Raw genomic sequence first — 25,242 nt, forward strand, 5'->3', positions numbered from 1 at the left:
CAATGGCCCCAGCGGCGTCCCGCGGTGGTTCATGGGCGCCGTGGCCTTGGGCGCCGCGGTTGCGGCTTGGCTCCTGTTTTCGGCCTTTGTGGCACGCGATGTGTCCACAAGCACGTCCCTGGACTTGCTGGAATTCCGCTCAGGTACGCTGTCCTCTTCCGCCACAGAGCCCCCCACTTTGCTGGACAGCACGCTGGCCAAGGTACAAAACGCGACGCAGTTCACCGACAACGAGCCTGTCATTTCAGGCCTTCAGGCCCAAAGTCTGTCAGATGAAGGTCTCGCCAAAGTCGCCCCGCTGCTGGGACAGGCTGAAGCGCGGCTGATCAATGTGTACCGGCTGATCAGCCAGGGGAAGCACCGGGAGGCGCTGGTCAAGACCGACCAGCTGGTGCGTGACCACCCCAATTTTCACCTCGCCCATCTGGTGCACGGCGACCTGTTGAGCCTGCAGATGCGCCCGGTTCGCCAACTTGGCGATGTGCCTGACACCAAAGCCCAGGCCGCAGCCCAGCAGCTGGCAGTGCTCCGCGAGGAGTCTCGCCGCCGGCTGAGCGCGCTCACCGAGCGCCCACCCGAAGGCAGCGTACCCACCCAGTTCCTCACACTTTCGTCGCAAAGCCGCCATGCCATTGCGGTGGACGCGTCGCGATCCAGGTTGTACCTGTTTGAAAACCAGACACCCTCGGCGTCTGGCAGCCGGATCGCGCCCCCGCCCAAGTTGAAGCTGCTGGGCGACTTCTACATTTCGGTGGGTCTGTCTGGCATTGAGAAGGCGGTGGAGGGTGACAAGCGCACGCCGCTGGGCGTGTACTACATCACCAGCAACCTCAACCCCGACAACCTGCCCGACCTGTACGGGGTGGGCGCATTGCCCATCAACTACCCCAATCCACTCGACATGCAGCGCGGCAAGACCGGCAGCGGCATCTGGCTGCACGGAACTCCCAGGGAGCAATTTGTGCGCGCACCCCAGGCTTCGGATGGCTGCGTGGTGCTGTCGAATCCGGATCTGGAGAAGCTGCTTTCGACCATTCAGATCCGAACCACCCCTGTGGTGATTGCGCCAGAACTGCAGTGGGTGCAACCTGAAGCGCTGGACACCGACCGGAAGCATTTCGAAGCCGCTCTTGAATCGTGGCGCACGGCGAAAAGCGGCGGGCAAATCGACCGCCTCAAGGATCTTTATTCAAGCCGCTTCCAGAACCCTGGCAAAGAACCCACCGAGTGGTGGACTCGCCTGGAGTCAGAGATGCGTGGCGCCAAAGGGCCACGCGAGCTGCAACTCAAGGACGTGTCCCTGCTGCGTTGGCAAGACAGTCAGGACACCATGGTGGTGACGTTCGGTGAGGTGGCACAAGGCCAGAGCCGAGGCGTGACCCGTCGGCAATACTGGGCACGCGAAGACGGCCAGTGGAGAATTTTCTATGAAGGAACCCCTTGATGTCCCGTTCCCGCAATGCAACATCTGGCGCGCGCCGCCGCCTCCTGGTCGGCTCGGCCGTGGTGAGCGCGCTGCTGTCTTTGTCGGTTCATGCACAAAACCCGGCTTCGGCGCCTGCTCCAGCGACCTATCCCAAAGTGCGTCTGACCACCTCCATGGGCGACATCGTGATGGAGTTGTATCCCGATAAGGCGCCCAAAACCGTCGACAACTTCCTGCAGTACGTGCGAGACAAACACTACGACGGCACGGTCTTTCACCGCGTGATCAGCAACTTCATGGTCCAGGGCGGCGGATTCGACGGCAGCTACAAACAAAAGCCCACCCGCGCTCCTGTGGCCCACGAAGGACAGGCCGCCATCGAACGCGGAGGCCCTCGCAATGTGATCGGCACCGTGGCCATGGCCCGCACCAACGACCCAAACTCGGCCTCCTCGCAGTTCTTCATCAACGTGAAAGACAACGCCTTCCTGGACCCGACCCCCATCCCCCCTGGCGATCCGGTGCCCCGCTTCGAATACGGCGGCCGCGTGTATGAAAACACACCACGGGCCAACCTGCTGGGCGCGAGCCAGTTGTTCGGCTACACGGTGTTCGCCAAAGTGGTGAGCGGCATGGACGTGGTCAACAAAATCAAGGAAGTGCCCACCGGTTCGGGCGGCCCCTTCCCCTCCGACGTCCCCAAAACACAAGTCACCATCCTCAAAGCCACTCTGGAGAAATGAACATGGCCAACCCCCAAGTCGAACTGCACATCGCCAACTTTGGCGTCATCACACTCGAACTCGACGCTGACAAAGCGCCGCTGTCCACCGCCAACTTTCTGTCGTACGTGAACAAGGGTCACTACAACAACACGGTTTTCCACCGGGTCATCCCGGGCTTCATGGTTCAAGGCGGCGGGTTTGAACCCGGCATGAACCAGAAGCCGTCGGACGCCCCCATCAACAACGAAGCCAACAACGGTCTGCGCAACGACCTCTACACCGTCGCAATGGCCCGCACGAACGACCCCCACTCCGCCAGTGCGCAGTTCTTCATCAACGTGGCCAACAACGGCTTCCTGAACCACACCGCGCCCAGCGCACAGGGCTGGGGCTACGCCGTGTTCGGCAAGGTTGTGTCCGGTTCGGACATCGTGAAGAAGATCGAAGGCGTGGCCACGGGCCGCAAAGGCTTCCACGACGACGTGCCCAAGGACGATGTGATCATCGAAAAGGCCGTCGCGCTCTGAGCAGCACGGGGGCTTCGGCCCCCTTTTCCATGACCGATCCGCTCACCGACCGCTTCGCCGAATTGCGCGCTCCAGCGCAGTGGCAAGCGGTCGATTTCATTTCCGACCTGCACCTGCAGGCGTCCGACCCCGCCACCTTCGCTTGCTGGCGGCAGTTTCTGCAACGACCTCTCGTGGAGCGTGCCGACGCCCTGTTCATCCTGGGCGACCTGTTTGAAGTCTGGGTGGGAGACGATGCGCTGGATGCGTCTGCCGACAGGGCTGACCCCGCATTCTGGCGCCACTGCGCCGCCCTGCTTCAAGCCCACAGCCAGCACACCCCGGTGTATTTCATGGCCGGCAACCGCGATTTCCTGCTGGGGAAGGCGTGCCTGCGCGCATGCGGCATGCAGGCGCTGGCCGACCCCACGGTACTGGACTTTCAAGGTCAGCGCTGGCTGCTCAGCCACGGCGATGCCCTGTGTCTGGACGACACCGACTACATGCGATTTCGAGCGCAGGTGCGCACCCCCGAGTGGCAATCCGCTTTTCTCGCGCAGCCGCTGGCACAACGAGAAGCGGTGGCGCGTGGATTGCGCCAGCAAAGCGAGGCGCGCAAACGCAGCAACGCCCACGACCCCTCGTTGTGGGCCGATGTGGACGCCGAGGCCGCGCGCCAGTGGCTGCAGCGCGCTGGAGCGCCAACACTGATCCACGGCCACACCCACCGCCCTGCCAGCCACGATCTGGGCGACAGCCTGCAACGCGTGGTGCTCAGCGACTGGGACGCCGCGGCCCTGCCCCCACGAGGCGAAGTGCTCCGGCTCACCGCAGCGGGCGTGCAGCGCCTGCCATTGAAGACGGCCTGAGCGCCTCCATGTGCGAAAGATGGTTCACACCCTGCTTCGCTCACTGCAGTCCTGGTTGCCCCGGGGCATCCGCCCCACCCCACCGATCGACGACCGGCTCTGGCTCCGAACTGTCGCAGCGCTGCCCTTTCTGACGGCACTTTCGTCAACGGAACAGGGACAGCTGCGCACCCTGTGCGGGCACTTTCTGCAAGAAAAAGAGTTTCATGGCGCGCACGGACTGAAGATCACCGATGCCATGGCCTTGGACATCGCCGCCCAAGCCTGCCTGCCCTTGCTGCAGATTGGCCTGCCTTCCGGGGAGTCAGTGCGAGACCCGCTGCAGGTCCTTGACTGGTACAGCGATTTCGTCGGCATCGTCGTGCAACCCGGCGCCGCCGTGGCCCAGCGCGAAGTCACCGACGGGATGGGCGTGGTGCACCGTTACAGCGAAGTGCTGGCGGGTGAGGCGATGGACCGCGGCCCGGTCATGCTGAGCTGGCAGGAGGTGGCCCGAGCCGCCGAGCTCGCTCCAGCAGGCAAGAATGTCGTGATCCATGAGTTCGTTCACAAACTCGATATGCATGGCATCCAGCGCGGAGACAGCCCGGACGGCGCTCCGCCCCTGCCCGTGCGCTTCCTGCGCAGGCCCAGCACCGCCGCTGCCCGCGAACACTGGCGCAGCGTCATGCAGGCGTCGTACTCACAGTTTCGCGAGGCCGTGGCCATGGCCGAACGCTTCGGCGGCGAGGCCCCTTGGCTGGACGACTACGCAGCCACCCATCCGGCCGAGTTCTTTGCCGTGACCAGCGAAGCCTATTTCGTCAGCCGTGAGCGCTTTGCGCAGGAATTTCCCGACCTGCTGCCACTCTACGACGGGTTCTTCAGAGCTGCCCGGAGCGAGCGAACCGGCTCCGCCGGGCCGCTCCCCTTGCCCCCTTGAGAGAGGGCGCCACGCGCAGCGCCGTGGAGGCGCTATTTTTTCAACAGCACCTTGAGCGTGTTCTGCAGGCGGCGTGCGGCGGCGGCCTCGAACGGCCCTGCCAGCACGCGACCCACGTCTTGCGCCCAGGTCTCGGCTGGCGGCGCGTCATGGCGACGCGTCAACAGCTGCAGCTGCAGCATGCGGCGTGCGTCCAGCTGCTCGACGGGCGTTGGCACCTCGGCCGCCATCTCCAGGCGCAACAGAGCATCGGCCGGCACCGCGGGGGCTGCTGCGGCCGACACACTCTGCGTCCAGGCACTGCGGGTACCGGCGTTCACTCGCGAACCCAGCGCCTGTGCGACAGGCAATTGGGCCGCATCACGTTGTTCCCAGGCCGTCATCAACTGGGTCAGCACCTCGCCGTGAGCCTGAGCGGCGAGTTTGCGCAACGCGGCTTCGGCGTGCTCAATGGCATTGCGTTGAGCACGGAAGGCAGCATCGCCCAAACGAGGCAAGGCCGGGCCACGCGGCTCGCGTTCAAAACGGTCACCGCCACGGCCATCACGTCCCTCACCGCGCGCGCCAAAACCACCCCGGCCGCCATCACGACCGTCGCGGCCCGGAGGCCCCCGACGGTCGTCTCGACCAGCGGGCTCGGTTTTCTTCATGCCCGGGCGGTCGTCGCCTCGCACGGCCACGATCTTCTTCGGTGGGACTGCAGGTTTGGCTGGCACCACAGCTTCGACGGCGGCTGCCTCGACATGTTCGTCCACAGGTGCCGACTCACCAGCAGCATCCACCACAGGCGACTCGTCTGCGGAAACCGCAGCGGGCGCTGTCGCAACGGACGCATCGCCTGCAACGGTCCGGGTTGCCGCTTCGGGTGCCGGTGCAGCAGCCGCAGCCAGCGCCTGCCCCCGCAATGCGGCCTCCAGCGCCGCCATCGCTGCACGGATCTGCTGAGCGTCGCCGCTGGCAATGGCAGCATCCACCGCTTGCGAAGCATCCAGCACGCGCTGGTCATGCGCGTTCAGCGAGGTCGCGGCTTTTTCGCGTTCGCTGCTCTTGCGGGCGAAGGCATCGTCGATCGGCTGACGGAAGGCTTCCCACAGCTTCTGCTCCTGTTTGCGCTCCAGCGGCACAGCGTGGGCTTCGGCCTGCCAGCGCTGCTGAAGCGCCTTGACAGCGTCGATGCGCAGCTGCGGCGCAGCGCCCAGGGCGATGGCCTCTTCGATCAGCGCACGGCGGCGCGCAATGCTCTGCGCCTGCGCAGCTTCCAGTCCAGCATGCGCCGTGTGCATGGCGTCTTTCCAGAGCGGCTGCATTTCGGCAAAAGCCTTTTCGCTCAAGTGGCCGGCCTCGCGCCAGCGCTCCGAGAACGCATGCAGCTCGCGCACCTGGGTTTTCCAGTCGGTGTTGCTGGCGTGGGCGACCGTCCAGGCCTTGAGTTCTTCGATGATGGCCAAGCGCTGCGCCTTGTGCGCATCGGCCTGCTGGCGCACTTGGATCAGCCAGACCTCGACGACTTTGTGGGCTTCAGTGCAGGCCTCATCAAACCGTTTCCACAACGCGTGGTTGGCCTGACCACCCTGGTCGGTGGATTTCCACTGGTCGCGCAGGCTGCGCAGGGTTTCCTGCATCTTGCGTCCGCCGATGCGCTGGCCTTCAGGTGCCTGCAACAGGGCCTCGGCTTTTTTTACCAGCTCTTCGCGCAGTTGGTCGGCACGCCAGCGCTGCCAATCTTCCAGGTCGCCGGCCTGCGTGAGCGCGGCGTGGGCGCGGGCTTCGAGTTCGGGACCAATCAGGCGGCTGTGCGACTTGAGCACCGCCCGCACATCGGCCGCGGCCTTGGGCGTGGCCTTGCCATGGCCTTCGGCCAGCTCGCGCTCCAGCACGCCCAAGGCGCGGTCGAGCTCGGCCAGCACCTTGCTGCGCCGCTCTTGCGCTGCCTGCGCGTCGTGTGCGGCCTTTTCGGCCGGCACCGCAGCCACCTCGCCGCGCCCCAGGCGCAGCTCGTCGGCCCACACGGGCACGGCGGGCAGTGGGGCCTTGGTGTCGGCGTCGGCCGCCACGGCCTGGGCCAGGGCAGCTTCAAAAGCGTCCCACACCAGCTGCAGCTGGCTGCGCGAGGCATCGAGCATCGGCGGGAACTTGGGCTCCACGCTGGGCCACTGGGCATCGTCGGCCAGACCGCTGGCCTGGCGCTGCCACTCCACAACGTCCGCCTGCAAGGCGGGCGCGCTGGCCTGGGCTTCACGCCAAGGCTTGGTGGACAGGACCTCAATGCGCTGAGCCATCAACACCGCAGACTCACGCTCCACCTGCACCCGGTGTTGCAGGTCTTCAATCGCTTTGACCCGCTCGGCAAGCGATGCCTTCAGCCCGGCCAGGGGCTCACGCGACAAAGGCGCGCCCGCCCTGGCGGCATCTCGCTGCCAGGCCATGGCATCGGCGAGGTTCAGTCGAGGCTGAGCGATCAGGCTCTCGGCCTTCTGGGCCCATTCCACCGCGATGTGCTCTTGTGCCTTCTGCCGCTTGTGTTCATCCAGCTTCTCTTTCAGAGGCTTTGCCGCACCGCGGTCGCGCTGGGACAGCTCTTTGAACACCTCGTTCATTTGCTCCAGCCCCGGCTCGGTGGCCAGCCATTCACGGATGCGGGCAGCCCGCTCACCCGATGTGGGCGCAGAGAAGGCCCCACCGGTCACCGCATCAAGGGGATGTGGTTGAGCACCAGAGGCATTTTTGGAAGGGGCAGACGTGTTCACAGAGGGGGCGGGGGGGGAGTTGGACTGGAGAGGGTTCTTGCGCAGAGAGAACAGCGACATACAGGTGGTTCGAAGAAAGAGGACATGCCAGCATCAAGCCGGTGTCGTGGACAAACCGCCCTATTGTCGCTGGTGTTACCGAAAACGCCTTTTCTGCACGCATCCCCCCAAAAAAGAAACCCCGGCGGGCAAAGCCCGCCGGGGTTGACGGCGGGCAAATTGCACTTGCCGTCGGTTTTGGCGGAGGGAGTTGGATGTCTCTCCAGCCTGGAAGCAACAGATTGCTCCCGTTGGGGGCCAGCGGGCGGCCGCACCGCTTTGCTGGCTGTATGCCGATCATGATGACCGACAAGCAAAGATTACGCTCGAATCCCCCGCACATCAAGCATTCACCCACGTCGTTACATGGGGTTTCGTCTTCTGCTGGGAAAGTAGCCTTTGAAGGCCTGCACTTCTGAACACACATACACGCAACCGATCAACGGTGCATTATTCCCGACCACCGGCAAAACCTCAGCCAGGCTGAGGCCGGCGCTAGCAAACTGAGACCAAGGGCAACACAAAATCATTCATATAACAAATAATTGTTTTGAACAATGTTTAAAACATTGACTTGGCATTTGCCTGCGCCTACCATTCGCTCCGCTTACCCGTTCAGGGTAAACCCGCATCGCCATTGACATCGATCCAACCGAACGCAAGCCCCAAGGGCTTGCCACCGATGGCGCCCCATCCAGCTGCCCACCTCACACGGTCGGCGCAGCCTTGCAAGGAGCGAAAACATGACAACGCACACCTTCGGCCCCTCCAAGAGCAACCCAGTTGCCTCGGCCACCCTTCGAACCGCGCTCTCCGACATCTACCGCGGTTTTGTTGATTTCACCCACAACGGCATGGCACTGCTCGGCTGCGCATTGGCCGTCGGCATCATTGCTTTGGCCGCCCGCGGCGATCTGCGCGACAGCGCTGAGCAAAAAGTCCTGGGCTGGCTGCTTCAGCGCCAAGACACAGGCATGGTCATTGACCAGCCAACCCCGGAGCCGGAGACGGTCGAGCGCGTAGCGGCGGTCACTCCCAACCAATTGCCAAAACAGCAGGCCAATGTGGCCCAATGGCTCAGCCGCAAATACCGCGTGGCTCCGGAGCCGCTGAGCGCCCTGGTGGCTGAAGCCTTCACCGTGGGTGAAAAGGTTCGCCTGGACCCGACGCTCATCCTCGCCGTCATGGCCATCGAATCGCGCTTCAATCCATACGCCCAGAGCCCTGTGGGCGCCCAGGGGCTGATGCAGGTGCTGACCCGTGTGCACTCGGACAAATACGAAGACTTCGGCGGTCAGATGGCGGCGTTTGATCCCCTGTCGAATCTGCGTGTAGGCGTGAAGGTCTTGCAGGACTGCATCAAACAGGCCGGGTCCATCGAAGGGGGTTTGCGCCTGTACGTGGGCGCGGTGACCACCGACGGCAGTCACTACATCAACAAGGTGATGGCAGAACACCTGCGCATCCAGAGTGTGGCGCTGGGGAAGCCCATGCCCACCTCATTTCCCGTCTTTTCGGCCAGCCCAGCCCCCTCACCGATCGAACCAGAGCTTCCTCTTCCCACTCAGACAGGCTTCCTGGAGTCGGCGCCCGCGGATGGGGCCATGGATCTTCCCTCGGCTCCCGCTGCCGCGAACGAGCTGTCCAGCTCCTGATCGCATCGCCGCCGGCGATACCCGCTGAGTCGGCGTGCAAGGCTGGGCACCTCTGGGATAAACTAGCGCCGTACGCAACTGGCGATAGGCACTTTCCAAGCCATTGGAACCAACGTGCTGACGTGGCCCCCCTGCTCTGCGACATCGCAGCGGCCGGGACAACCACTGGGAAGCGTACCGCCCGGCAAGGGCGTTCAGCCGTTCGCCTGGGCAGCCCCCATCCACCGGGAACACCGGACCATGGGGATCCACGTTACCCAAGACTGCCACCATGTACGACCGCAACATCCTCATCGAGCAAACCGACCCTGAGCTGTTCAAAGCCATCCAGCTGGAAAACGCCCGCCAGGAACACCACATCGAGCTGATCGCCAGCGAGAACTACGCCTCGCCCGCGGTGATGGCCGCTCAAGGCACTCAACTCACGAACAAATACGCCGAGGGCTACCCCGGCAAGCGCTACTACGGTGGCTGCGAGTTCGTCGACATTGCCGAGCAGCTGGCCATTGACCGCGTGAAGAAGATCTTTGGTGCCGATGCGGCCAACGTGCAACCCCACTGCGGCGCCTCGGCCAACGAAGCTGTCTTCCTCGCCTTCCTCAAACCCGGCGACACCATCATGGGCATGAGCCTGGCCGAAGGCGGCCACCTCACCCACGGCATGGCACTCAACATGAGCGGTAAGTGGTTCAACGTCGTCTCCTACGGTCTCAACGACAAGGAAGAGATTGACTATGACGCCATGGAGCGCAAGGCGCATGAAACCAAGCCCAAGCTGATCATCGCTGGCGCGTCGGCCTACAGCTTGCGCATCGACTTCGAGCGCTTCGCCAAGGTCGCGAAAGACGTGGGTGCCATCTTCATGGTCGACATGGCCCATTACGCGGGTCTGATCGCCGCCGGCATCTACCCCAACCCCGTGCCGTTCGCCGACGTGGTCACCTCCACCACCCACAAGAGCCTGCGCGGCCCGCGCGGCGGCATCATCCTGATGAAGGCCGAACACGAGAAAGCTATCAACAGCGCCATCTTCCCAGGTCTGCAGGGCGGCCCGCTGATGCACGTGATCGCGGCCAAGGCGGTGGCCTTCAAGGAAGCGCTTGCGCCCGAATTCAAGACTTATCAACAACAAGTGTTGACAAATGCCCGCATCGTCGCCGAAACACTCGTTTCGAGAGGCCTGCGCATCGTCAGCGGCCGCACCGAAAGCCACGTCATGCTGGTCGATCTCCGTGCCAAGGGCATCACTGGCAAGGAAGCTGAAGCCGTGTTGGGCAGCGCCCACATGACGATCAACAAGAACGCCATCCCGAACGACCCGGAAAAGCCCATGGTCACCAGCGGCGTGCGCATCGGCACCCCGGCAATGACCACCCGCGGCTTCAAGGACGAAGAAGCCCGCCTGACGGCCAACTTGATCGCCGACGTGCTGGACAACCCGCGCGACCTGGCGAACATCGAGGTCGTGCGCGCCAAGGTGAACGCGCTGACCGCCCGCTTCCCGGTCTACAAGTGATTCCGGCTGGCGACGCCACGCGATGAAATGCCCCTTCTGCGGTCATCTGGAAACCCAGGTCGTTGAGACCCGGGTGTCCGAAGACGCTGACTTCATTCGCCGCCGGCGCCAGTGCGGTCACTGCGAAAAGCGCTTCACCACCTACGAACGGCCGGAAGTCAGCTTCCCGGCCGTGGTGAAAAAAGATGGTCGGCGCGTGGACTATGTGCCAGCCAAATTGCGTGCGTCCTTTGCGCTGGCGCTGCGCAAACGCCCTGTGAGCACCGAGCAGGTGGATGCCGCCATCGAACGCATCGAAGAGAAGCTGCTGAACCTGGGCGTCAGGGAGATTCCCGCAGCCCGCTTGGGTGAAATGGTCATGCGCGAACTCAAGAAGCTCGACAAAGTGGCCTATATCCGGTTCGCCAGCGTTTACCGCAGCTTTGAAGACATCGATGAGTTCCGAGCATTGGTGGATGAGGTCCGGCGTTAGATCTGCATCAGCAGAGGTTCTTTCTCTCGCCCGTTGATATCGTCCTTCATCCTGGGGATGAATCCTGGGGCTGACATGCAACGCAGCCTTCTTTGGCGGGCGCAATCGGAAATAATGGGGCCGAACACATCAAATTCGGGGCCCAGGGATGAAAAACGCGATAACAAGTCCTTCATCAGGCGTCAGTCTGATTGAGTTGATGGTGACCACCGCCCTGTTGGCGGTTGTGCTGCAGATCGCCATACCTGAGTTTGGAAAGTTGCTCGCGGCCTGGCAGAGAGACGTGGCCACCCGTTCTATCACAGATCATCTGGTATTGGCCCGATCGGAGGCGATACGGTGGTCTCGCCGAGTGGTCATGTGCAACAGCAACAATGGCATCAGTTGCAGTGCCACGTCCGACAAGGAGTGGAAGTCCGGATGGCTGGTTTTCCAAGACATCGACGGCAATGGTCAATTTGACTCCAACGACAAGCTGATTGCCCAATCTCAAGGCCCAACAGGCATCCAGAGCCTGGAGGGCAATGCATCTCGGCAGCGATTTGTATTCCTTCCCACAGGAATGATGGCTTCTGGAATGGCGACATTGGAAGTGGTTCCAAGAATCGGGGTTAGCCAGAGAATCATTGTCAATCGGATCGGGCGTATCCGAATCAGTCAATCCGAATCAACTGGCCGCTCTTGAGCGACCGCCGCACGGCCCACACCGCTCAAATCGGACCGAGATGTTGCAAAAGACCGGGCGAGGAAAAGCAACAACCACCAACCGTCGCACCTCGGGTAAATTGAATGCTTTCTACCGCTCAGGAGGCAGAAAGCGACCGCGCGTCAGCACGGCTCAGGAGTGAGGTCAGGTGGCCGGTACATTGCTGTACGGAGCCGTAAATTGAAACACCTGCCTTCCCCCATCATGTCGCCCAAATCAGGCCAGCAAGGGTTTACCTTGATTGAGCTGGTTGTCACCGTGGCATTGGTCGCCGTGCTGGCGACGCTGGCCTTCCCTGACTTCAGCGAAACGGTCCGTCAGTGGCGACGTGACAGCGCGACCCGGGCATTGACGACCAGCCTGCAACTCGCCCGATCGGAAGCCATCAAGTCTTCACGCAAACTCATGCTCTGCCCCAGCTCCGACGGAACCAGTTGCACCGAAAGCACCGAGTGGAGCAACGGATGGATTGTGTTCGTCGACGACGGCGCCACAGACCAGGCCTTCGATGCAGGTGAACGGATCATCCAGGTGAGCTCCGCTCAGGGCGGCATCGCCTCACTGACGAGTCCGGCAGGGGTGACGTTCCTGCAGTTCCTACCCAACGGCCTCAGGGCCGCGACCACAGGGACCGCCACATTCACTGTCACACCCAGTGGCGCAACGTCGGCCACCAAGGTCAACAAGGTGGGGGTGTCGCAGGTGGGCCGAGCCAATGTCGTCACCGAATTGCCGTGAGTCCGAGAGCACCATGATGTTTATCCCCACCGTCAAAAAGTCCCTGGTCCGCGCCAGGGTCAAGTTCACCAACCCCCAGTCAGGGTCCAGCTTGCTGGAGGTGCTGGTCGCCATCCTTCTGGTGTCGGTCGGACTGCTGGGCGTTGCAGGGCTCTCGGGAGCCACCTTCAGCTACAACAAGGTGTCTCAACTGCGCCTCACCGGCCTGGCGCTCGTCAACGACTACGCCGATCGGGCCCGGGTCAATGTCTATGGCTACGACCGAGGGAACTACGACATTGCGAAAGCCGACGATTTCGCGAGCACGGCCGTCACCGTACCCGACTCCAACCTCGATCTTGACCCGTCTGATTCCGCCAATGCCGCCACGGCCGCTGATGCGCTGGCCTCTGCCGATATCGACCAGTTCCTCCGAAGCGTTCGCAACCGGCTTCCTCAAGGTGATGCCGTGGTGATCAGCACGCCGACCGCTGCTGCCCGGAACCTGGACGTCTGGCTGATCTGGAAAGAATCGCAAACCGCTACGGCGGATGTGGACGATGACAAAGGCGACTTTTCGTTGTTCGATGCTTCAAAAGAAAATTGTCCAAACAACCTCAGTACGTCCGAGAAGCTGGAATACAGCTGCATGTACTTCAAGGTGGGCCTGTGATCATGACAAAACTTCCGCCATCACGTCGGTCTGGTGCACACGCCCAACGCGGTCTGAGTCTGGTCGAGCTGATGGTCGCGATGACCATCGGCCTCTTCCTGATGGGCGCGGTCGGTGTCATCTACGTCAACACATCCACCACCTCGCGCAGCAGCACCCTTGAATCACAGATGAACGAAGACGCCGCCCTGGCGCTGGAGCTGCTGCAGCAGCAGATTCGCCTGGCGGGCTTCTCGAATGTTGACGGAACCGGGGCCAGGCTGTTCCCCGGGCGGGCCGTTCGCGGGTGTGACGGGGGCTTTACCGACAACGCCGCTGGTACGGCGTTTGAAGCGCTGGCCTGCGACGCCACCGGAACAGGTCCCGATGCCATTGCCGTGCGCTACGAAGCATCACTGCTCAACAGCCAGTCCGTTACCGCCGCCGGCGTGCAATCGCCAGGGAACTGCGTTCACGAAGGCATCGCAGCATGGGACGCTTCGGCAGAAGGCGCAGCCTCGGCCACCCCGCTTGCCTTGGCAGACAACCGTTATTACATCGCCGATGACACCGACGGCACGCCCTCGCTGTTTTGCCAGGGTCGCACCGGTTCGGGGTTCGGCACGGCCACTGCGCTGATCCCCAACATTGAAGATTTTCAGGTTCAATACGCTGTCACCGCATTGCCAACGGCCGGCAACCCGATTCCGCATCAGGTGGCTGGTTATGTGGGCGCTGACCATGCCTCGCTTGGCGCGACCGCAACCAACTGGTCCCGGGTCGCCGCCCTGCGCATTTGCCTCCTGGCACGCACGGCTCGCCCTGTTCCAACAGGCGACAACAGCATCAACGACCTTGGAAGCTACATCGATTGCGATGGCGCCGAGCAGACGGCCACCGACCGCTTCCTGCGGCGCGCCTACGTGACCACCATCCAGCTGCGCAACATGCGGCCTGGCCTGCCGTCTGACTACGTGAGTGGCGCAGACCCTTGGGCGTTTCTGTACGAAAACTGAAACCCACCGTTCATCTACGGAAAACCACCGTCATGCGTCGCAACCCACATCCAACCCGTCCCGACAGTGCCAGAGGGATCGTGCTTCCCATGGCACTGATCATGCTCTTGATCATCTCGTTTGCCGGCCTGCTGGCGGCCCGCAACTCCGCCACGTTCGAGCAGTTCTCGAACAACATGCGCACCAACCAGGTGGCCCGCGTGTCCGCCGAAGATGCCCTGCGCTATTGCGAACGGGTGGCCATTGACACTGTGGACAACGGGGGGGCGAACTACGCCACCGATGCGGGCAAGATCCTGTCGACTGAAATCGCCGCCGACGACGAATCCGCGATCAGGTCGGGCGCATGGAACACAAAGAGCAACTGGGCCACTGGCGCAGCCAATCTCATCACATTGACCCCTACATACGGGTCCGATGTTCAAGGAAACGCCCAACTTAAAGTGGCCAACTATCCAACCTGCATCATCCAGGCGCTGGTCAACGAGAGGTTTCTGATCACGACCCGAGGGCTGTCAAACGACGCCACCGTCGCCAGTGACGGCACCCTCAGCGCCGGTTCAGAGGTCTGGCTGCAATCGATTCTGACCCCCACCGTTCCCGTGCTGTCGGCCAACAACGGCGTCGAGTGACAGCCGGGTCAAGACCGAATGAAACAAAGACTTTCCAGAGAGGTTTCCATGAAGACCCTGTTCACATTGCCCGTCGTCCACCGGGTGGTTCTGTCGGTGGCCCTTTGCTGCGCGGGCTTGCTGGGTTCGCAAGCGTGGGCCCAGCCTGCCAACCGACCGCTGCTGACCAACCAGTCGGGAGCCAAACCCAACCTGATGGTCGCGCTGGACAACTCGGGGTCCATGGCGTACACCTATCACGAGAGCTACAACGTCACGAATGATGTCGAAAACGTGCCGGTCCGGGTATGCCCCAGCCCCTATTCGAACGTCAATTCGACAAACGCAACAAATTTCAACGCCGGCATCGGTGGCGACGCGATCTACAACGCGGGCAACTACACCTGCTACCGAAGGTACTGGGATGGGTTCCGGTGGCGCATCGAAGCCCGCACCACCTGGTCGGTGGCCTCCGTACCAGCCCGCTCCTACATGAACTGGTCCGCACAGCGCTCGGCCGACGTCAACCCGGTCTACTACAACCCACGAGTGAGATACCTGCCGCGGGTCAATGGCAATGGCGTTGCGCTGGTGCCCTCAGACAATGTGGTGTGGGTGTCCAACCTGGGCAGCGCTGACTTTTCTTACCAGGTGTTTCAGCGGGATGTGGCACCCAACGACTACCGCGTGTATCACTCGATGTATGCCAACGATGGCACGACGAGGACCTTCCAGGGTGTGGTTAACAGCCCGAGCACCCCAACCGGCTTCACCTCGCGGTACACCTTGTCCAACACACGGCGCATTCCCGAGCACATCGCCTACACAGCGGCCACGACGGCTTCGCCGGCATTCACCTACGCCTACTGTTCCCTGGTCGTCAAAGATGGGGCTGGGCAGGACATCGGTTGCGGGGCGCGAACACAGGTGAACGTCAGTTACGGTGGCACCGCCACCCACGTCATTCCCACCCCCAATACCCGAACGGATTGCACAGCCAACACGTGTACGAATGCCCAGGAAGTCACCAACATCCTGAACTGGTACCGCTACTACAGCAACCGGCAGCTGGCCACCAGCACGGCCATCGGACTGGCCCTCGCGGACACCGATGCGAATGGTGCGCCGAACAACCCGTCCAAACTCGACAACGAGCTGCGCATCGGCTACATGCCGATCAACCAGTCCCACAGCAGCCCGCTGGTCACACCGCCCGGGGCGACCTCTCCAGTCACGCTGTCGCGTGGCGTGAGGGTGCTCAGTCGAGGTTCGACCGACAACAACAACCTGTTCAACTGGCTCAACGGCATGGTGTCCCAGGGGGGAACGCCACTGCACAATGCCGTGGAGCGGGCGGCTGACTACTACGGCCGGCGAAACGGTGTGACGGAATACGCGTGGCGGACCGACCCCACCTCCAACAGCAGCCCCGAAATGAACTGCCGCCGCTCCTTCAACCTGCTGTTCTCCGACGGCGGATGGTCGTCTGGTACGCCGTGGGGCCCCACAGCGGCGGGACTTGACTACGACAACATCAACGGTCTCCAAACGTTCACCCGCACCCGAGCGGATGGAACCACCGAGTCGTTTCAGTACATGAAGAGTGGCATCAACACCTTGGCCGGTCGCCTTCAGTATGTGCCCTTCCCGAGCACGGGCACTGGCGGCTTGGCCGACATCACGGCCCGGTATTACTGGCACGAGGACATGAGAGCAGGTGCAGAACCGGCAGGACTGGACAACAACATCCAGACCCGCCCCGGGCAACCGACGTTCTGGCAGAACATGACCACCTACACGGTGGGTTACCTGATCGAGCCATCCGGCGAAGCGACCGGCACCGGCCTGACTTTCAATCAGATCGAACAGTACAAGACAAACTACACGCTTTACGGGTCAGGGGCGCCCACGGTGTTCCCCCCATTCCCCACGGGAGACCTCATATCCAACAACGACCTCCAGACGCGGGTGGACGACTTCATTCATGCCGGCTACACCGGCGGTGCCCGCTCGTTCAGCGCCCGTTCGGCCGACGACGTCAAGTCCATCTTCAACACGATCCTGGCCGAGATCCTGAGCGCGTCTGGCCGGGACGCCGGCGTCTCGGTCAACACCGGTGGTGGAGACAACAGCACGCTGGCGGGTCGCCTCAAATACACGGTGTCCTACCGCACTATGGACAACTCGGGCGACATCCAGGCGCGTCAGCTGGCCGCCGATGGCAGCGAAACCGGTGTGACGGCATGGTCCGCGAACCAGCTGATGCCAGGCCACGCCGCTCGCCGTGTGTTCACCATGCACGACCTGAACCAGCCCGTCGATTTCATCGGAACGTTCAGCGGCCTGCCCACCGACGTCCGCAGTGCGCTGGCCACCGGCCCCGACGCGGGCCGGATTCCCACCAACGACCGCTTCATCAACTACCTGCGCGGTGACAACACGGCGCTCGATGCCCAAGGCACTCTGTTCCGTCAGCGGAGTTCGCGCGTCGCGGCCATGGTCAACCCACCTGCCGTCTTCATGGGCGATGCCCGGGACTACGGCTACGACCAGGACGGCAGTGGCGGCGTCGACGGACGCAGCAGCTACGTGGATTACACCAACCGCAAGCGCGGCTACCCCAAGTCGTTGTTTGTGGCCACCAACGCGGGTACCATGCACGCGTTCTCTGCGGCTGCGGGGACCGAACTGGCCGCCGTCATGCCGCGCCGCAGCCTCAGGCGCATGCTGAACTTCGCTGCGGAGCCCTACAACTTCGAGTACGTGCTGGACGGTCCGATCACGGAAAACGACATCTTTGATCGCCGCAAGGCCGACAGCGACGGCCTCACGGCAGCCACCGAATGGAGGGCCTGGCGCCACCTGGGTATTGGCACGGGTGGTCGGGGTGAAAGGCTGGTGTACGCCGTCAACTCGCCCATCAAGCCCGGGGCGACGCCGAACCGCATTCCCGATCGGGAGGACTTTCTGTGGGAAACCGGTCCGGACGTGATCGATGGCGCCGATGGCAGCGATGTCACCACGGGCTACATGTCCAACTCGGCCCGCAGCGGTCAAACCGAGGACCTGTCGGATGCAACGAACGCCCAGCGTGGACGCTGGATCGTGGCGGTCAACAACGGCCACTACAACGGTGAGCCCAATGGTGAAAAGGCGGGGTTGGTCGTGCTGGATGCCGTGAGCGGCGAGGTCATCCGCACCATTCCCCTGCCCTTGGGCTATTCGGCCGGAGACGGGCTCAGCGGCGTGACGCTGCTGCGCAGCTACGGCAGCAACACGCGCGTGGTGGCGGCATACGCCGGTGACGCCAACGGCCAGTTGTGGAAGTTCAACCTGTCGGGCGATCCGAGCACCTGGCATGTGGAGCATGGCAGACCACTGTTCAGGGTGCCGGGCAACCGCCCCATCTACGGATCCCCAGCCTGGCAGGCCCATGACTCGGGCGGGTTCATCGTGGTGTTTGCCACGGGCATCATGCTGGAAGAAGACCATCTGCAGGATCTGGGCGAACAGGCGATTTACGGCATCTGGGACCGGCAGACCCTTGATGGCAGCATGCTCAATGGCGAAACATTCAACCCGGTCACCCAGACGCAACTGGAAGAACGCACCATCGACCAGAGCTCGGAGCAGACACGGGATGCGTTCCTGTATTACGCCATCCGGGGTGACGCAACACCCCAAATCGACTGGGACACCCAGCGCGGCTGGTTCATCCGCATGCGAAACGTCAACCAGCGTGATGCCGGGCTGCAGCCGGGGGAACGGTCCATCGCCGATGTCCAGAACTTCGGGAGAAGCGTGATCATCACCACCACCGTTCTTCGGCCGCCGGCTTCGGGAGAAATGTGCAGCGTCGCCGATCTGCCTGGAAACTACGTCTACATCGTGAATGCCCAGGGGGCTTCGCCCGAACTCAGCCGTTCGTTCGACGTCGACGGTGATGGCCGCCTGGATGCCTATGCCGTGGCCTACGCGCCCCAGGGCGGCTTCACCCGCGGCATCTCTGTCAGCCGTTTCCGCTCGCGGGCCGATGGCACCGCACTGCCCGACGAACCACAGACGGCCAATGGGGATCCCAGCGACCCTCAGGTGACCGAAACCGCCAATGACCGGATGCAGAAAGCCGCCGATGAAGCTGCTGGTGAATCCGCTCTGAGCTCCAAATGCCGGACCATGCGAGGCACTATTTTGGGTACCGGGGAAACGCCGCTCGGCGCCGGGGTGTTCTGCCCAACCACGGGCTGGAGCCGCACCCAGTTCCAGCTGAGTGCCCCGCCTTCCAACTGAGACACTGATCATGACCCTGACCTTTCCTCGCCCCGTGTCGGCGACCCGCCAGGCCCAAGGCGGTTTCACCCTGATCGAGCTCATGATCGTGGTGGCCGTGATCGGCATCCTGGCCGCGATCGCCATCCCCTCGTACCAGGAGTCGGTGGCCAAGTCCCGCCGGGCCGATGCACAACGCGCCCTGATGGAGGCCGAGCAGTACATGCGGCGGTACTTCAGTGCGCGTGACACCTTTGAAGGCGTCTCTCTGCCCAGCGGACTGGTCACGTCGCCACGTGCCGGATCAGGCACAGCCGCCTACAACATCGAGCTCATCGAGGACGACGAGGCGGTGGCGACCACCACGGCACTCTCCGCCTCCACGTTCACCCTGCGCGCCACCCGCACCGGCAGCATGGCAGCCGACCGTTGCGGGAACTTGAGCGTGACCAACACGGGCGTGAAAACCCTGAGCAGCAACGCATCGGGAACCACCCTCGCCGACTGCTTCAAGGCGTCCTGATCACATGCCCTTGGCTGAAGGCCACATTCAAGTGGCCCTGAACCTTGCGAGCAGGGCTCTCAGCCTGTCGAATCCCAATCCCCGTGTGGGTTGCGTGCTGCTGAGCGCCCATGGCGAAATCATCGGCTCCGGCCACACCCAGCAAGCCGGCGGCCCGCACGCCGAGGTGATGGCCTTGCGCGATGCGCAAGCGCGGGGTGAGTCGACCGCAGGCGCCACGGCCTACGTGACGCTGGAGCCCTGCTCCCACCATGGCCGCACACCGCCGTGCTGCGATGCCCTCATCGCCGCAAAGGTCGGCAAGGTGGTGGTGTCCACGCTCGACCCCAACCCGCTGGTGGCCGGCCAGGGCATTGCGCGTTTGCGGGCGGCGGGCATCGCGGTGGAGGTGCTTGCGACCGACAGCGACGCCGCTCGGGCGTCGCGCGAGCTCAACATCGGCTTCTTCAGCCGCATGGTCCGCAAGACCCCCTGGGTGCGCATGAAGGTGGCGGCATCCCTGGACGGCGCCACGGCGCTGGGCAATGGCGTCAGCCAATGGATCACGGGCGAAGCCGCACGAACCGATGGACACGCCTGGCGGGCCCGCGCCTGCGCGGTGCTCACCGGCATCGGGACCGTGCTCGAAGACGACCCCATGCTCGATGTGCGGCTCGTGGACACGACTCGCCAGCCGCACCTGGTCGTCGTGGACAGCCGGCTCGAAACGCCGCTGACCGCGCGCCTGTTTGCGGCGCCCGCCCACGGGTTGAACCGGAAGATCTTCATTTATTGCGCCAAGCCCGAGCCAGGCAAACAGGCAGCGCTGGAGGCCCTGGGTGCCACCGTGATCGCCCTGCCCAACCCCGAGGGCAAGGTGGATCTGACAGCCATGCTCCACGACCTGGCCCGCCGCGAGGTGAACGAACTCCACCTGGAGGCCGGTCACAAGCTCAATGGGTCGTGGGTGCGCGAAGGCCTGGTGGACGAGCTGTTGCTGTACCTGGCGCCCACGTTGCTGGGCACTGGCGGCATGGGCATCGCGGGCTTTGGCCCCCTGCAGTCGCTGAACGAGGGCCTTGCGCTGGCCTTTCACTCGGTGGACCCGGTGGGCGACGACCTCCGCATCGTGGCACGGGTGCGCGGCCGTGACGGTTTTCTGCGAACCTGAACCCATTCGCCGGCCCGCTGGCAGCGCTTCCCCTCGCGCTTTTCACCTTTCGTTGGGCGGCCCGGAGGAAGCCGGCCCAAACCCTGCGAAAATACGCCGATGTTTACCGGCATCATCACCGGCGTGGGTCGCATCGCCGACCTCCACGCCCAAGGCAGTTCTTTGGACCACGGCAAGCGTCTCTCGATCGAGGCGCCGCCGGGCTACCTGGACGACGTGTCCCTTGGCGACAGCATCGCGCTCAACGGCGCCTGCATGACTGTCACGTCCCTGACCCCCGACGAACGGCGGTTCTCCATCGACATCTCGGCGGAATCGCTTGCGCGCACGGCCGGCCTGTCCGAACAGGGCCGCCAGGTGAACCTGGAAAAAGCCTTGCGCGCCAACGACCGTCTGGGTGGCCACATCGTGTCGGGCCATGTCGACGGCGTCGGTGAGGTCACCCGGTTTGCCCAGGTGGGCGAAAGCTGGGAATTGCGCGTGATGGCGCCCGCCTCGCTGGGCAAGTACCTTGCCTACAAGGGCTCGATCACCGTCAACGGCGTGAGCCTGACCGTCAACAGCTTCGTTGACAGTGCCGCCGGCTGCGAGTTCAGCATCAACCTGATTCCCCACACGGTGCAAAACACCTCGCTCGGTCAGCTGACCGAAGGCAGCGCCGTCAACCTCGAGATCGACACCGTGGCGCGCTACGTGGAACGCATGCTGGGGGCCACGGCCACCCCGGCCAGCGTGGCTTGAAGACGGGCACCGGCCACGCCACCCATCACCCCCATTCACCCTACCGACCACCGAGAGAACCACCCATGTTTGGCGCAGACAAAGGCACCTCCAACCTGCTCGACGGCAAGAAGCTGTCCATTGGCATCGTGCAGGCCCGCTTCAACGAAGGCATCACCAACGCGCTCTTTGAAGCCTGCCATGCCGAGCTGCTGGCCCTGGGCGTGCTGGAGAAGCACATCACCCATGTCACCGTGCCCGGCGCGCTGGAAGTGCCGATCGCGCTCAAGGCGCTGGCCGAGCGCGACGACTTCGACGCGCTGATCGCGCTGGGCTGCATCATCCGCGGCGAGACCTACCATTTCGAACTGGTGGCCAACGAGTCCGGGGCCGGCGTCACACGCGTCTCGCTGGACACCAACACCCCCATCGCCAACGCCATCCTGACCACCGAGAACCTGGAGCAGGCCGTGGCCCGCCAGGTGGACAAGGGCCGCGACGCAGCCCGTGTGGCCATCGAGATGGCCCACCTGCTCGACGCCATCGCATGAACATGACCGAACCCACCGCCCTGACCCCCAAGCCGCGCAAAGCCGCCGACAAATCGGCCCGCACGCGTGCACGCGAATTCGCCCTGCAGGCCCTCTACCAGCACATGGTGGGCCGCAACGACGCGGGGGACATCGATGCGTTCACCCGCGACCTCGCCGGCTTCCACAAGGCCGACAGCGTGCATTACGACGCGCTGCTGCACGGCTGCGTGGAACAGGCGGGCGCACTGGATGCGCTGATCACGCCGCTGCTGGACCGGCCGCTGGTCGAGCTCTCCCCGATCGAACGCGCGGTGCTGTGGATCGGCGCCTATGAGTTCCAGCACTGCCTGGATGTGCCGTGGCGCGTGGTGATCAACGAGTGCGTCGAACTGGCCAAGTCCTTCGGCGGCACCGACGGTCACAAGTACGTCAACGGCGTGCTGCACAAGATCGCGTCGCAGCTGCGCCCCGACGAAGTGGCCGCGTCGCCCCAGGCGGCGCGCAAGCCGGCTTCGCGGCCCGCCTGAGGCAAGCCCAGACCAATGCGGATTTCACAGCGCGCCCAACGCGTCGAACCCTTCTATGTGATGGAGCTGGCCAAGGCCGCTGCCGAGATGGCCCGCGAAGCGCGGCCCGGGCAACGACCCATGATCTACCTGAACATCGGCGAACCCGATTTCACCGCGCCACCGCTGGTCCAGGCCGCCGCCGAGCGCGCCATCCACGACGGGCGCAGCCAGTACACCCCCGCCACCGGCCTGCCCGCCTTGCGCGAAGCCATCAGCGGCTGGTACGCCAGCCGCTTCGGGCTGGACATTCACCCCGGCCGCATCGTGGTCACGGCCGGCGCTTCGGCCGCGCTGCAGCTGGCCTGCCTGGCGCTGATCGAAGCGGGCGACGAGGTGCTGATGCCCGACCCCAGCTACCCCTGCAACCGCCAGTTCGTGCAGGCCGCCGAGGGCACGCCGGTGCTGATTCCTTCGGGGCCGGAAGACCGCTTCCAGCTGAGCGCCGAGCATGTGGCCGCGGCCTGGGGGCCAGCCACGCGCGGTGTGCTGCTCGCCTCGCCGTCCAACCCCACCGGCACGTCCATCGCCCGCGATGAGCTGGAGCGGATCGCGCGCTTCGTGCGCGGCAAGGGCGGGGTCACGCTGGTCGATGAAATCTACCTCGGCCTGTCCTACGACGAGGCCTACGGCCACAGCGCGCTCGGCCTGCCCGACGGGTTGGGCGACGAGGTGATCAGCATCAACAGCTTCTCCAAGTACTTCAACATGACGGGCTGGCGCCTGGGCTGGCTGGTGGTGCCGCCCGCGCTGGTGCCCGCTGTGGAACGCCTCGCGCAAAACCTGTTCATCTGCGCCAGCACCATCGCGCAACACGCGGCGCTGGCCTGCTTCGCGCCCGAGAGCCTGGCCGAATACGAGCGCCGCCGTGCCGAGTTCAAGGCCCGGCGCGACCATTTCATCCCGGCGCTCAACCGGCTCGGCCTCACGGTGCCCGTGATGCCCGACGGCGCGTTTTACGCCTGGGCCGATGTCCGTGGCCTGTGCGAGCGCTGGGGCATTCCGCCCCAGGGCAGCCGGCCCGACGAAGGCGGCAGCTGGGCCTTGGCCTTCGAGCTGATGCGGCGCTGCCAGCTCGCCACCACGCCTGGCCGCGACTTCGGCCTCGCCGACCCCGGCCGCTATTTGCGCTTCTCCACCGCCAACGCCCTGCCCCAGCTGCAGGAGGCGGTGGCCCGTCTGGAGGCTGCGCTGTGAGCGAGCCATTGCTCGCAGCTCCGGCCCAGCCGCCGGGCCGCCCCAAGGCGGGGCCAGCCCCCTGGGGGGGCAGCGACCCCAGCACAGGGAGCGTGGGGGATATCTTCAGCTGGCCCGTGCGCATCTACTGGGAAGACACCGATGCCGGCGGCATCGTGTTCTACGCCAACTACCTCAAGTTCTTCGAGCGCGCCCGCACCGAGTGGCTGCGCCACCTGGGTGTGGAGCAGCACGCGCTGCGCGAGCAGGTCGGTGGCATGTTCGTCGTGACCAGCACCCAGCTGCGCTACCACCGCCCTGCCCGGCTCGACGATTTGCTTCTGGTTACCGCGCGCGTGACCGAATCGGGCAAGGCCTCGCTCACAATCGAACAAAGCGCCGTCCTGCAACAGGACGGCACGGCCCCCACGGTGCTCTGCGAAGGCAGCATCCGCATCGGCTGGGTGGACGCCACCACCCTGCGACCCCAGCGCATTCCCGCCAGCGTGATCCACGCGCTGTCCGCCGGGAACCATTGACCCCTGAACCAGTCCCAACCGCAACGCCAACATGCCCCAAGAACTTTCCATTGTCCAGTTGCTGCTCAACGCCAGTTGGGTGGTTCAAGCCGTGGTCGTCCTGCTCGGCCTGGTGTCCATCATCAGCTGGGCCGCCATCATCCGCAAAGTGTTCGCCCTCAAGCGCGTGAACTCGCACAACGAGGACTTCGAGCGCGAGTTCTGGTCGGGCGCCAACCTCAACGACCTCTACGCGGCCGCCGCCCAAAGCGCGCGCCACGGCGGTCCGATGGAGCGCATCTTCGCCAGCGGCATGCGCGAATACCAGAAGCTGCGCGAACGCCGCATCACCGACAACGGTTCGCTGCTCGACGGCGCCCGCCGCGCCATGCGCGCGAGCTTCCAGCGCGAACTGGACGCCCTGGAAACCAACCTCTCCTTCCTCGGCACGGTCGGCTCGGTGGCGCCGTATGTGGGTCTGTTCGGCACGGTCTGGGGCATCATGCACGCCTTCACCGGCCTGGCCGCGCTGGCCCAGGTGACGCTGGCCACGGTGGCACCCGGCATCGCCGAGGCGCTGGTCGCCACCGCCATCGGCCTCTTCGCCGCCATCCCGGCGGTGGTCGCCTACAACCGTTTCGCCACCGACATCGACCGCGTGGCCAACCGCATGGAGACCTTCATGGAAGAGTTCTCCAACATCCTGCAGCGCAACCTCGGGCAGCAGGCGCCCCACGCCACCGCATCGGGACACTGACACCATGGCCGCCACCTCACGCGGGCGCGTGCGCCGCACCAAGAACGAGATCAACATGGTCCCGTTCATCGACGTCATGCTGGTGCTGCTGATCATCTTCATGGTGACCGCGCCGCTGATTTCACCGAGCCAGATCAGCCTGCCCAGCGTGGGCCAGGCCGATGTGCAGCCCAAGAGCTTCGTGCAGGTCGTGATCGACAAGGACGAGTCGATCCAGGTGCGGCTGGGTTCGTCGAGCAAAAGCAGCCCCAGCATCAAGATGGCGCAACTCGCCAGCGAGGTGAGCCGCCTGCAAGGCTCGGCCGCCGGCGACGCCGAGCCCACCAAGGTGCCGGTGGTGATCAGCGCCGACAAGGGCATCAAGTACGAAACCGTGGTCAAGACCATGGACACGCTCAAGCGCGCGGGCGTCGAGCGCGTGGGTCTGGCCGTCCAGTCCAGCCGCTGAACC

23 protein-coding genes, 1 pseudogene and 1 riboswitch are annotated in these 25,242 nt (G+C 64.1%); of the genes and pseudogenes, 23 read left to right on the plus strand and 1 reads right to left on the minus strand.

Going from position 1 to position 25,242, the window contains the following annotated elements:
* The first annotated feature begins 31 nt into the window (after positions 1-31).
* Genes IV088_RS04020 through IV088_RS04040 form a run of 5 tightly spaced genes read left to right on the plus strand, consistent with a single transcriptional unit; the run spans position 32 to position 4,448 of the window.
* Positions 32-1,444 (plus strand): murein L,D-transpeptidase family protein, encoded by a 1,413-nt coding sequence (locus IV088_RS04020; RefSeq protein ID WP_291098023.1) that lies wholly within the window; start codon positions 32-34, stop codon positions 1,442-1,444.
* Positions 1,444-2,169: a peptidylprolyl isomerase gene (locus IV088_RS04025; protein WP_291098026.1), complete on the plus strand. Its 726-nt coding sequence runs from the start codon at positions 1,444-1,446 to the stop codon at positions 2,167-2,169. Before IV088_RS04020 ends, IV088_RS04025 begins: the two co-directional genes overlap by 1 nt.
* 2 nt (positions 2,170-2,171) lie before the next feature.
* Positions 2,172-2,678: a peptidylprolyl isomerase gene (locus IV088_RS04030; RefSeq protein ID WP_291098029.1), complete on the plus strand. Its 507-nt coding sequence runs from the start codon at positions 2,172-2,174 to the stop codon at positions 2,676-2,678.
* 29 nt (positions 2,679-2,707) lie between these two features.
* Positions 2,708-3,526 (plus strand): UDP-2,3-diacylglucosamine diphosphatase, encoded by an 819-nt coding sequence (locus IV088_RS04035; protein WP_291098032.1) that lies wholly within the window; start codon positions 2,708-2,710, stop codon positions 3,524-3,526.
* Between the two features lie 19 nt (positions 3,527-3,545).
* Positions 3,546-4,448, plus strand: a complete 903-nt coding sequence (locus IV088_RS04040) for a zinc-dependent peptidase (RefSeq protein ID WP_291098034.1) — start codon at positions 3,546-3,548, stop codon at positions 4,446-4,448.
* Between the two features lie 32 nt (positions 4,449-4,480).
* Here IV088_RS04040 and IV088_RS04045 read toward each other — a convergent pair whose 3' ends face one another.
* Positions 4,481-7,255, minus strand: coding sequence for a DUF349 domain-containing protein (locus IV088_RS04045; RefSeq protein WP_291098037.1), 2,775 nt, complete (start codon positions 7,253-7,255; stop codon positions 4,481-4,483).
* 722 nt (positions 7,256-7,977) lie between these two features.
* Between IV088_RS04045 and IV088_RS04050 the strand changes: the two genes are divergently transcribed.
* The 18 genes and pseudogenes from IV088_RS04050 (at position 7,978) to IV088_RS04135 (ending at position 25,239) form a co-directional block, all read left to right on the plus strand.
* Complete coding sequence (locus tag IV088_RS04050) at positions 7,978-8,889, plus strand: transglycosylase SLT domain-containing protein (protein WP_291098040.1); 912 nt, start codon at positions 7,978-7,980, stop codon at positions 8,887-8,889.
* A gap of 64 nt (positions 8,890-8,953) precedes the next feature.
* A riboswitch (ZMP/ZTP riboswitch) is annotated at positions 8,954-9,108 on the plus strand.
* Between the two features lie 52 nt (positions 9,109-9,160).
* Entirely contained in the window at positions 9,161-10,405 is a 1,245-nt protein-coding gene (gene glyA, locus IV088_RS04055) for a serine hydroxymethyltransferase (RefSeq protein WP_291098043.1), read from the plus strand.
* Between the two features lie 22 nt (positions 10,406-10,427).
* Positions 10,428-10,877: a transcriptional regulator NrdR gene (gene nrdR, locus IV088_RS04060; RefSeq protein ID WP_077335205.1), complete on the plus strand. Its 450-nt coding sequence runs from the start codon at positions 10,428-10,430 to the stop codon at positions 10,875-10,877.
* Positions 10,878-11,025: 148 nt separating this feature from the next.
* Positions 11,026-11,562 (plus strand): GspH/FimT family pseudopilin, encoded by a 537-nt coding sequence (locus tag IV088_RS04065; RefSeq protein WP_291098048.1) that lies wholly within the window; start codon positions 11,026-11,028, stop codon positions 11,560-11,562.
* Between the two features lie 201 nt (positions 11,563-11,763).
* Positions 11,764-12,321 (plus strand): GspH/FimT family pseudopilin, encoded by a 558-nt coding sequence (locus IV088_RS04070; protein WP_291098051.1) that lies wholly within the window; start codon positions 11,764-11,766, stop codon positions 12,319-12,321.
* A gap of 13 nt (positions 12,322-12,334) precedes the next feature.
* Positions 12,335-12,973, plus strand: coding sequence for a type IV pilus modification protein PilV (gene pilV / locus IV088_RS04075; protein ID WP_291098054.1), 639 nt, complete (start codon positions 12,335-12,337; stop codon positions 12,971-12,973).
* A gap of 2 nt (positions 12,974-12,975) precedes the next feature.
* The gene (locus IV088_RS04080; protein ID WP_291098057.1) at positions 12,976-13,968 is read left to right on the plus strand and encodes a PilW family protein; all 993 of its coding nucleotides are present in this window, start codon (positions 12,976-12,978) and stop codon (positions 13,966-13,968) included.
* Between the two features lie 89 nt (positions 13,969-14,057).
* A complete protein-coding gene (locus tag IV088_RS04085) occupies positions 14,058-14,600 on the plus strand; it encodes a hypothetical protein (RefSeq protein WP_291098060.1) in 543 nt (180 codons plus the stop codon).
* A gap of 48 nt (positions 14,601-14,648) precedes the next feature.
* Positions 14,649-18,869, plus strand: coding sequence for a PilC/PilY family type IV pilus protein (locus tag IV088_RS04090; protein ID WP_291098064.1), 4,221 nt, complete (start codon positions 14,649-14,651; stop codon positions 18,867-18,869).
* A gap of 10 nt (positions 18,870-18,879) precedes the next feature.
* Positions 18,880-19,371, plus strand: a complete 492-nt coding sequence (locus IV088_RS04095; protein WP_291098067.1) for a type IV pilin protein — start codon at positions 18,880-18,882, stop codon at positions 19,369-19,371.
* Positions 19,372-19,375: 4 nt separating this feature from the next.
* Positions 19,376-20,521 carry a bifunctional diaminohydroxyphosphoribosylaminopyrimidine deaminase/5-amino-6-(5-phosphoribosylamino)uracil reductase RibD gene (ribD, locus tag IV088_RS04100; RefSeq protein ID WP_291098070.1) on the plus strand — a complete coding sequence of 382 codons (1,146 nt, stop codon included), beginning with the start codon at positions 19,376-19,378 and terminating at the stop codon, positions 20,519-20,521.
* A gap of 99 nt (positions 20,522-20,620) precedes the next feature.
* Positions 20,621-21,262, plus strand: a complete 642-nt coding sequence (locus IV088_RS04105; protein ID WP_291098072.1) for a riboflavin synthase — start codon at positions 20,621-20,623, stop codon at positions 21,260-21,262.
* A 65-nt stretch (positions 21,263-21,327) separates the two neighbouring features.
* The gene (gene ribH / locus IV088_RS04110) at positions 21,328-21,792 is read left to right on the plus strand and encodes a 6,7-dimethyl-8-ribityllumazine synthase (RefSeq protein ID WP_236964930.1); all 465 of its coding nucleotides are present in this window, start codon (positions 21,328-21,330) and stop codon (positions 21,790-21,792) included.
* 35 nt (positions 21,793-21,827) lie between these two features.
* Positions 21,828-22,301, plus strand: a pseudogene (gene nusB / locus IV088_RS04115) (transcription antitermination factor NusB); the annotation flags it as partial.
* 15 nt (positions 22,302-22,316) lie between these two features.
* The gene (locus tag IV088_RS04120) at positions 22,317-23,537 is read left to right on the plus strand and encodes a pyridoxal phosphate-dependent aminotransferase (RefSeq protein ID WP_291098080.1); all 1,221 of its coding nucleotides are present in this window, start codon (positions 22,317-22,319) and stop codon (positions 23,535-23,537) included.
* 101 nt (positions 23,538-23,638) lie between these two features.
* Entirely contained in the window at positions 23,639-24,055 is a 417-nt protein-coding gene (gene ybgC, locus IV088_RS04125) for a tol-pal system-associated acyl-CoA thioesterase (RefSeq protein WP_291098216.1), read from the plus strand.
* A 31-nt stretch (positions 24,056-24,086) separates the two neighbouring features.
* Positions 24,087-24,791: a protein TolQ gene (tolQ, locus tag IV088_RS04130; RefSeq protein WP_236964927.1), complete on the plus strand. Its 705-nt coding sequence runs from the start codon at positions 24,087-24,089 to the stop codon at positions 24,789-24,791.
* A gap of 4 nt (positions 24,792-24,795) precedes the next feature.
* A complete protein-coding gene (locus tag IV088_RS04135; protein WP_291098084.1) occupies positions 24,796-25,239 on the plus strand; it encodes a biopolymer transporter ExbD in 444 nt (147 codons plus the stop codon).
* The last annotated feature ends 3 nt before the right edge of the window (positions 25,240-25,242 follow it).

The organism is Hydrogenophaga sp. (assembly GCF_018780075.1).
Lineage (GTDB): Bacteria > Pseudomonadota > Gammaproteobacteria > Burkholderiales > Burkholderiaceae_C > Hydrogenophaga.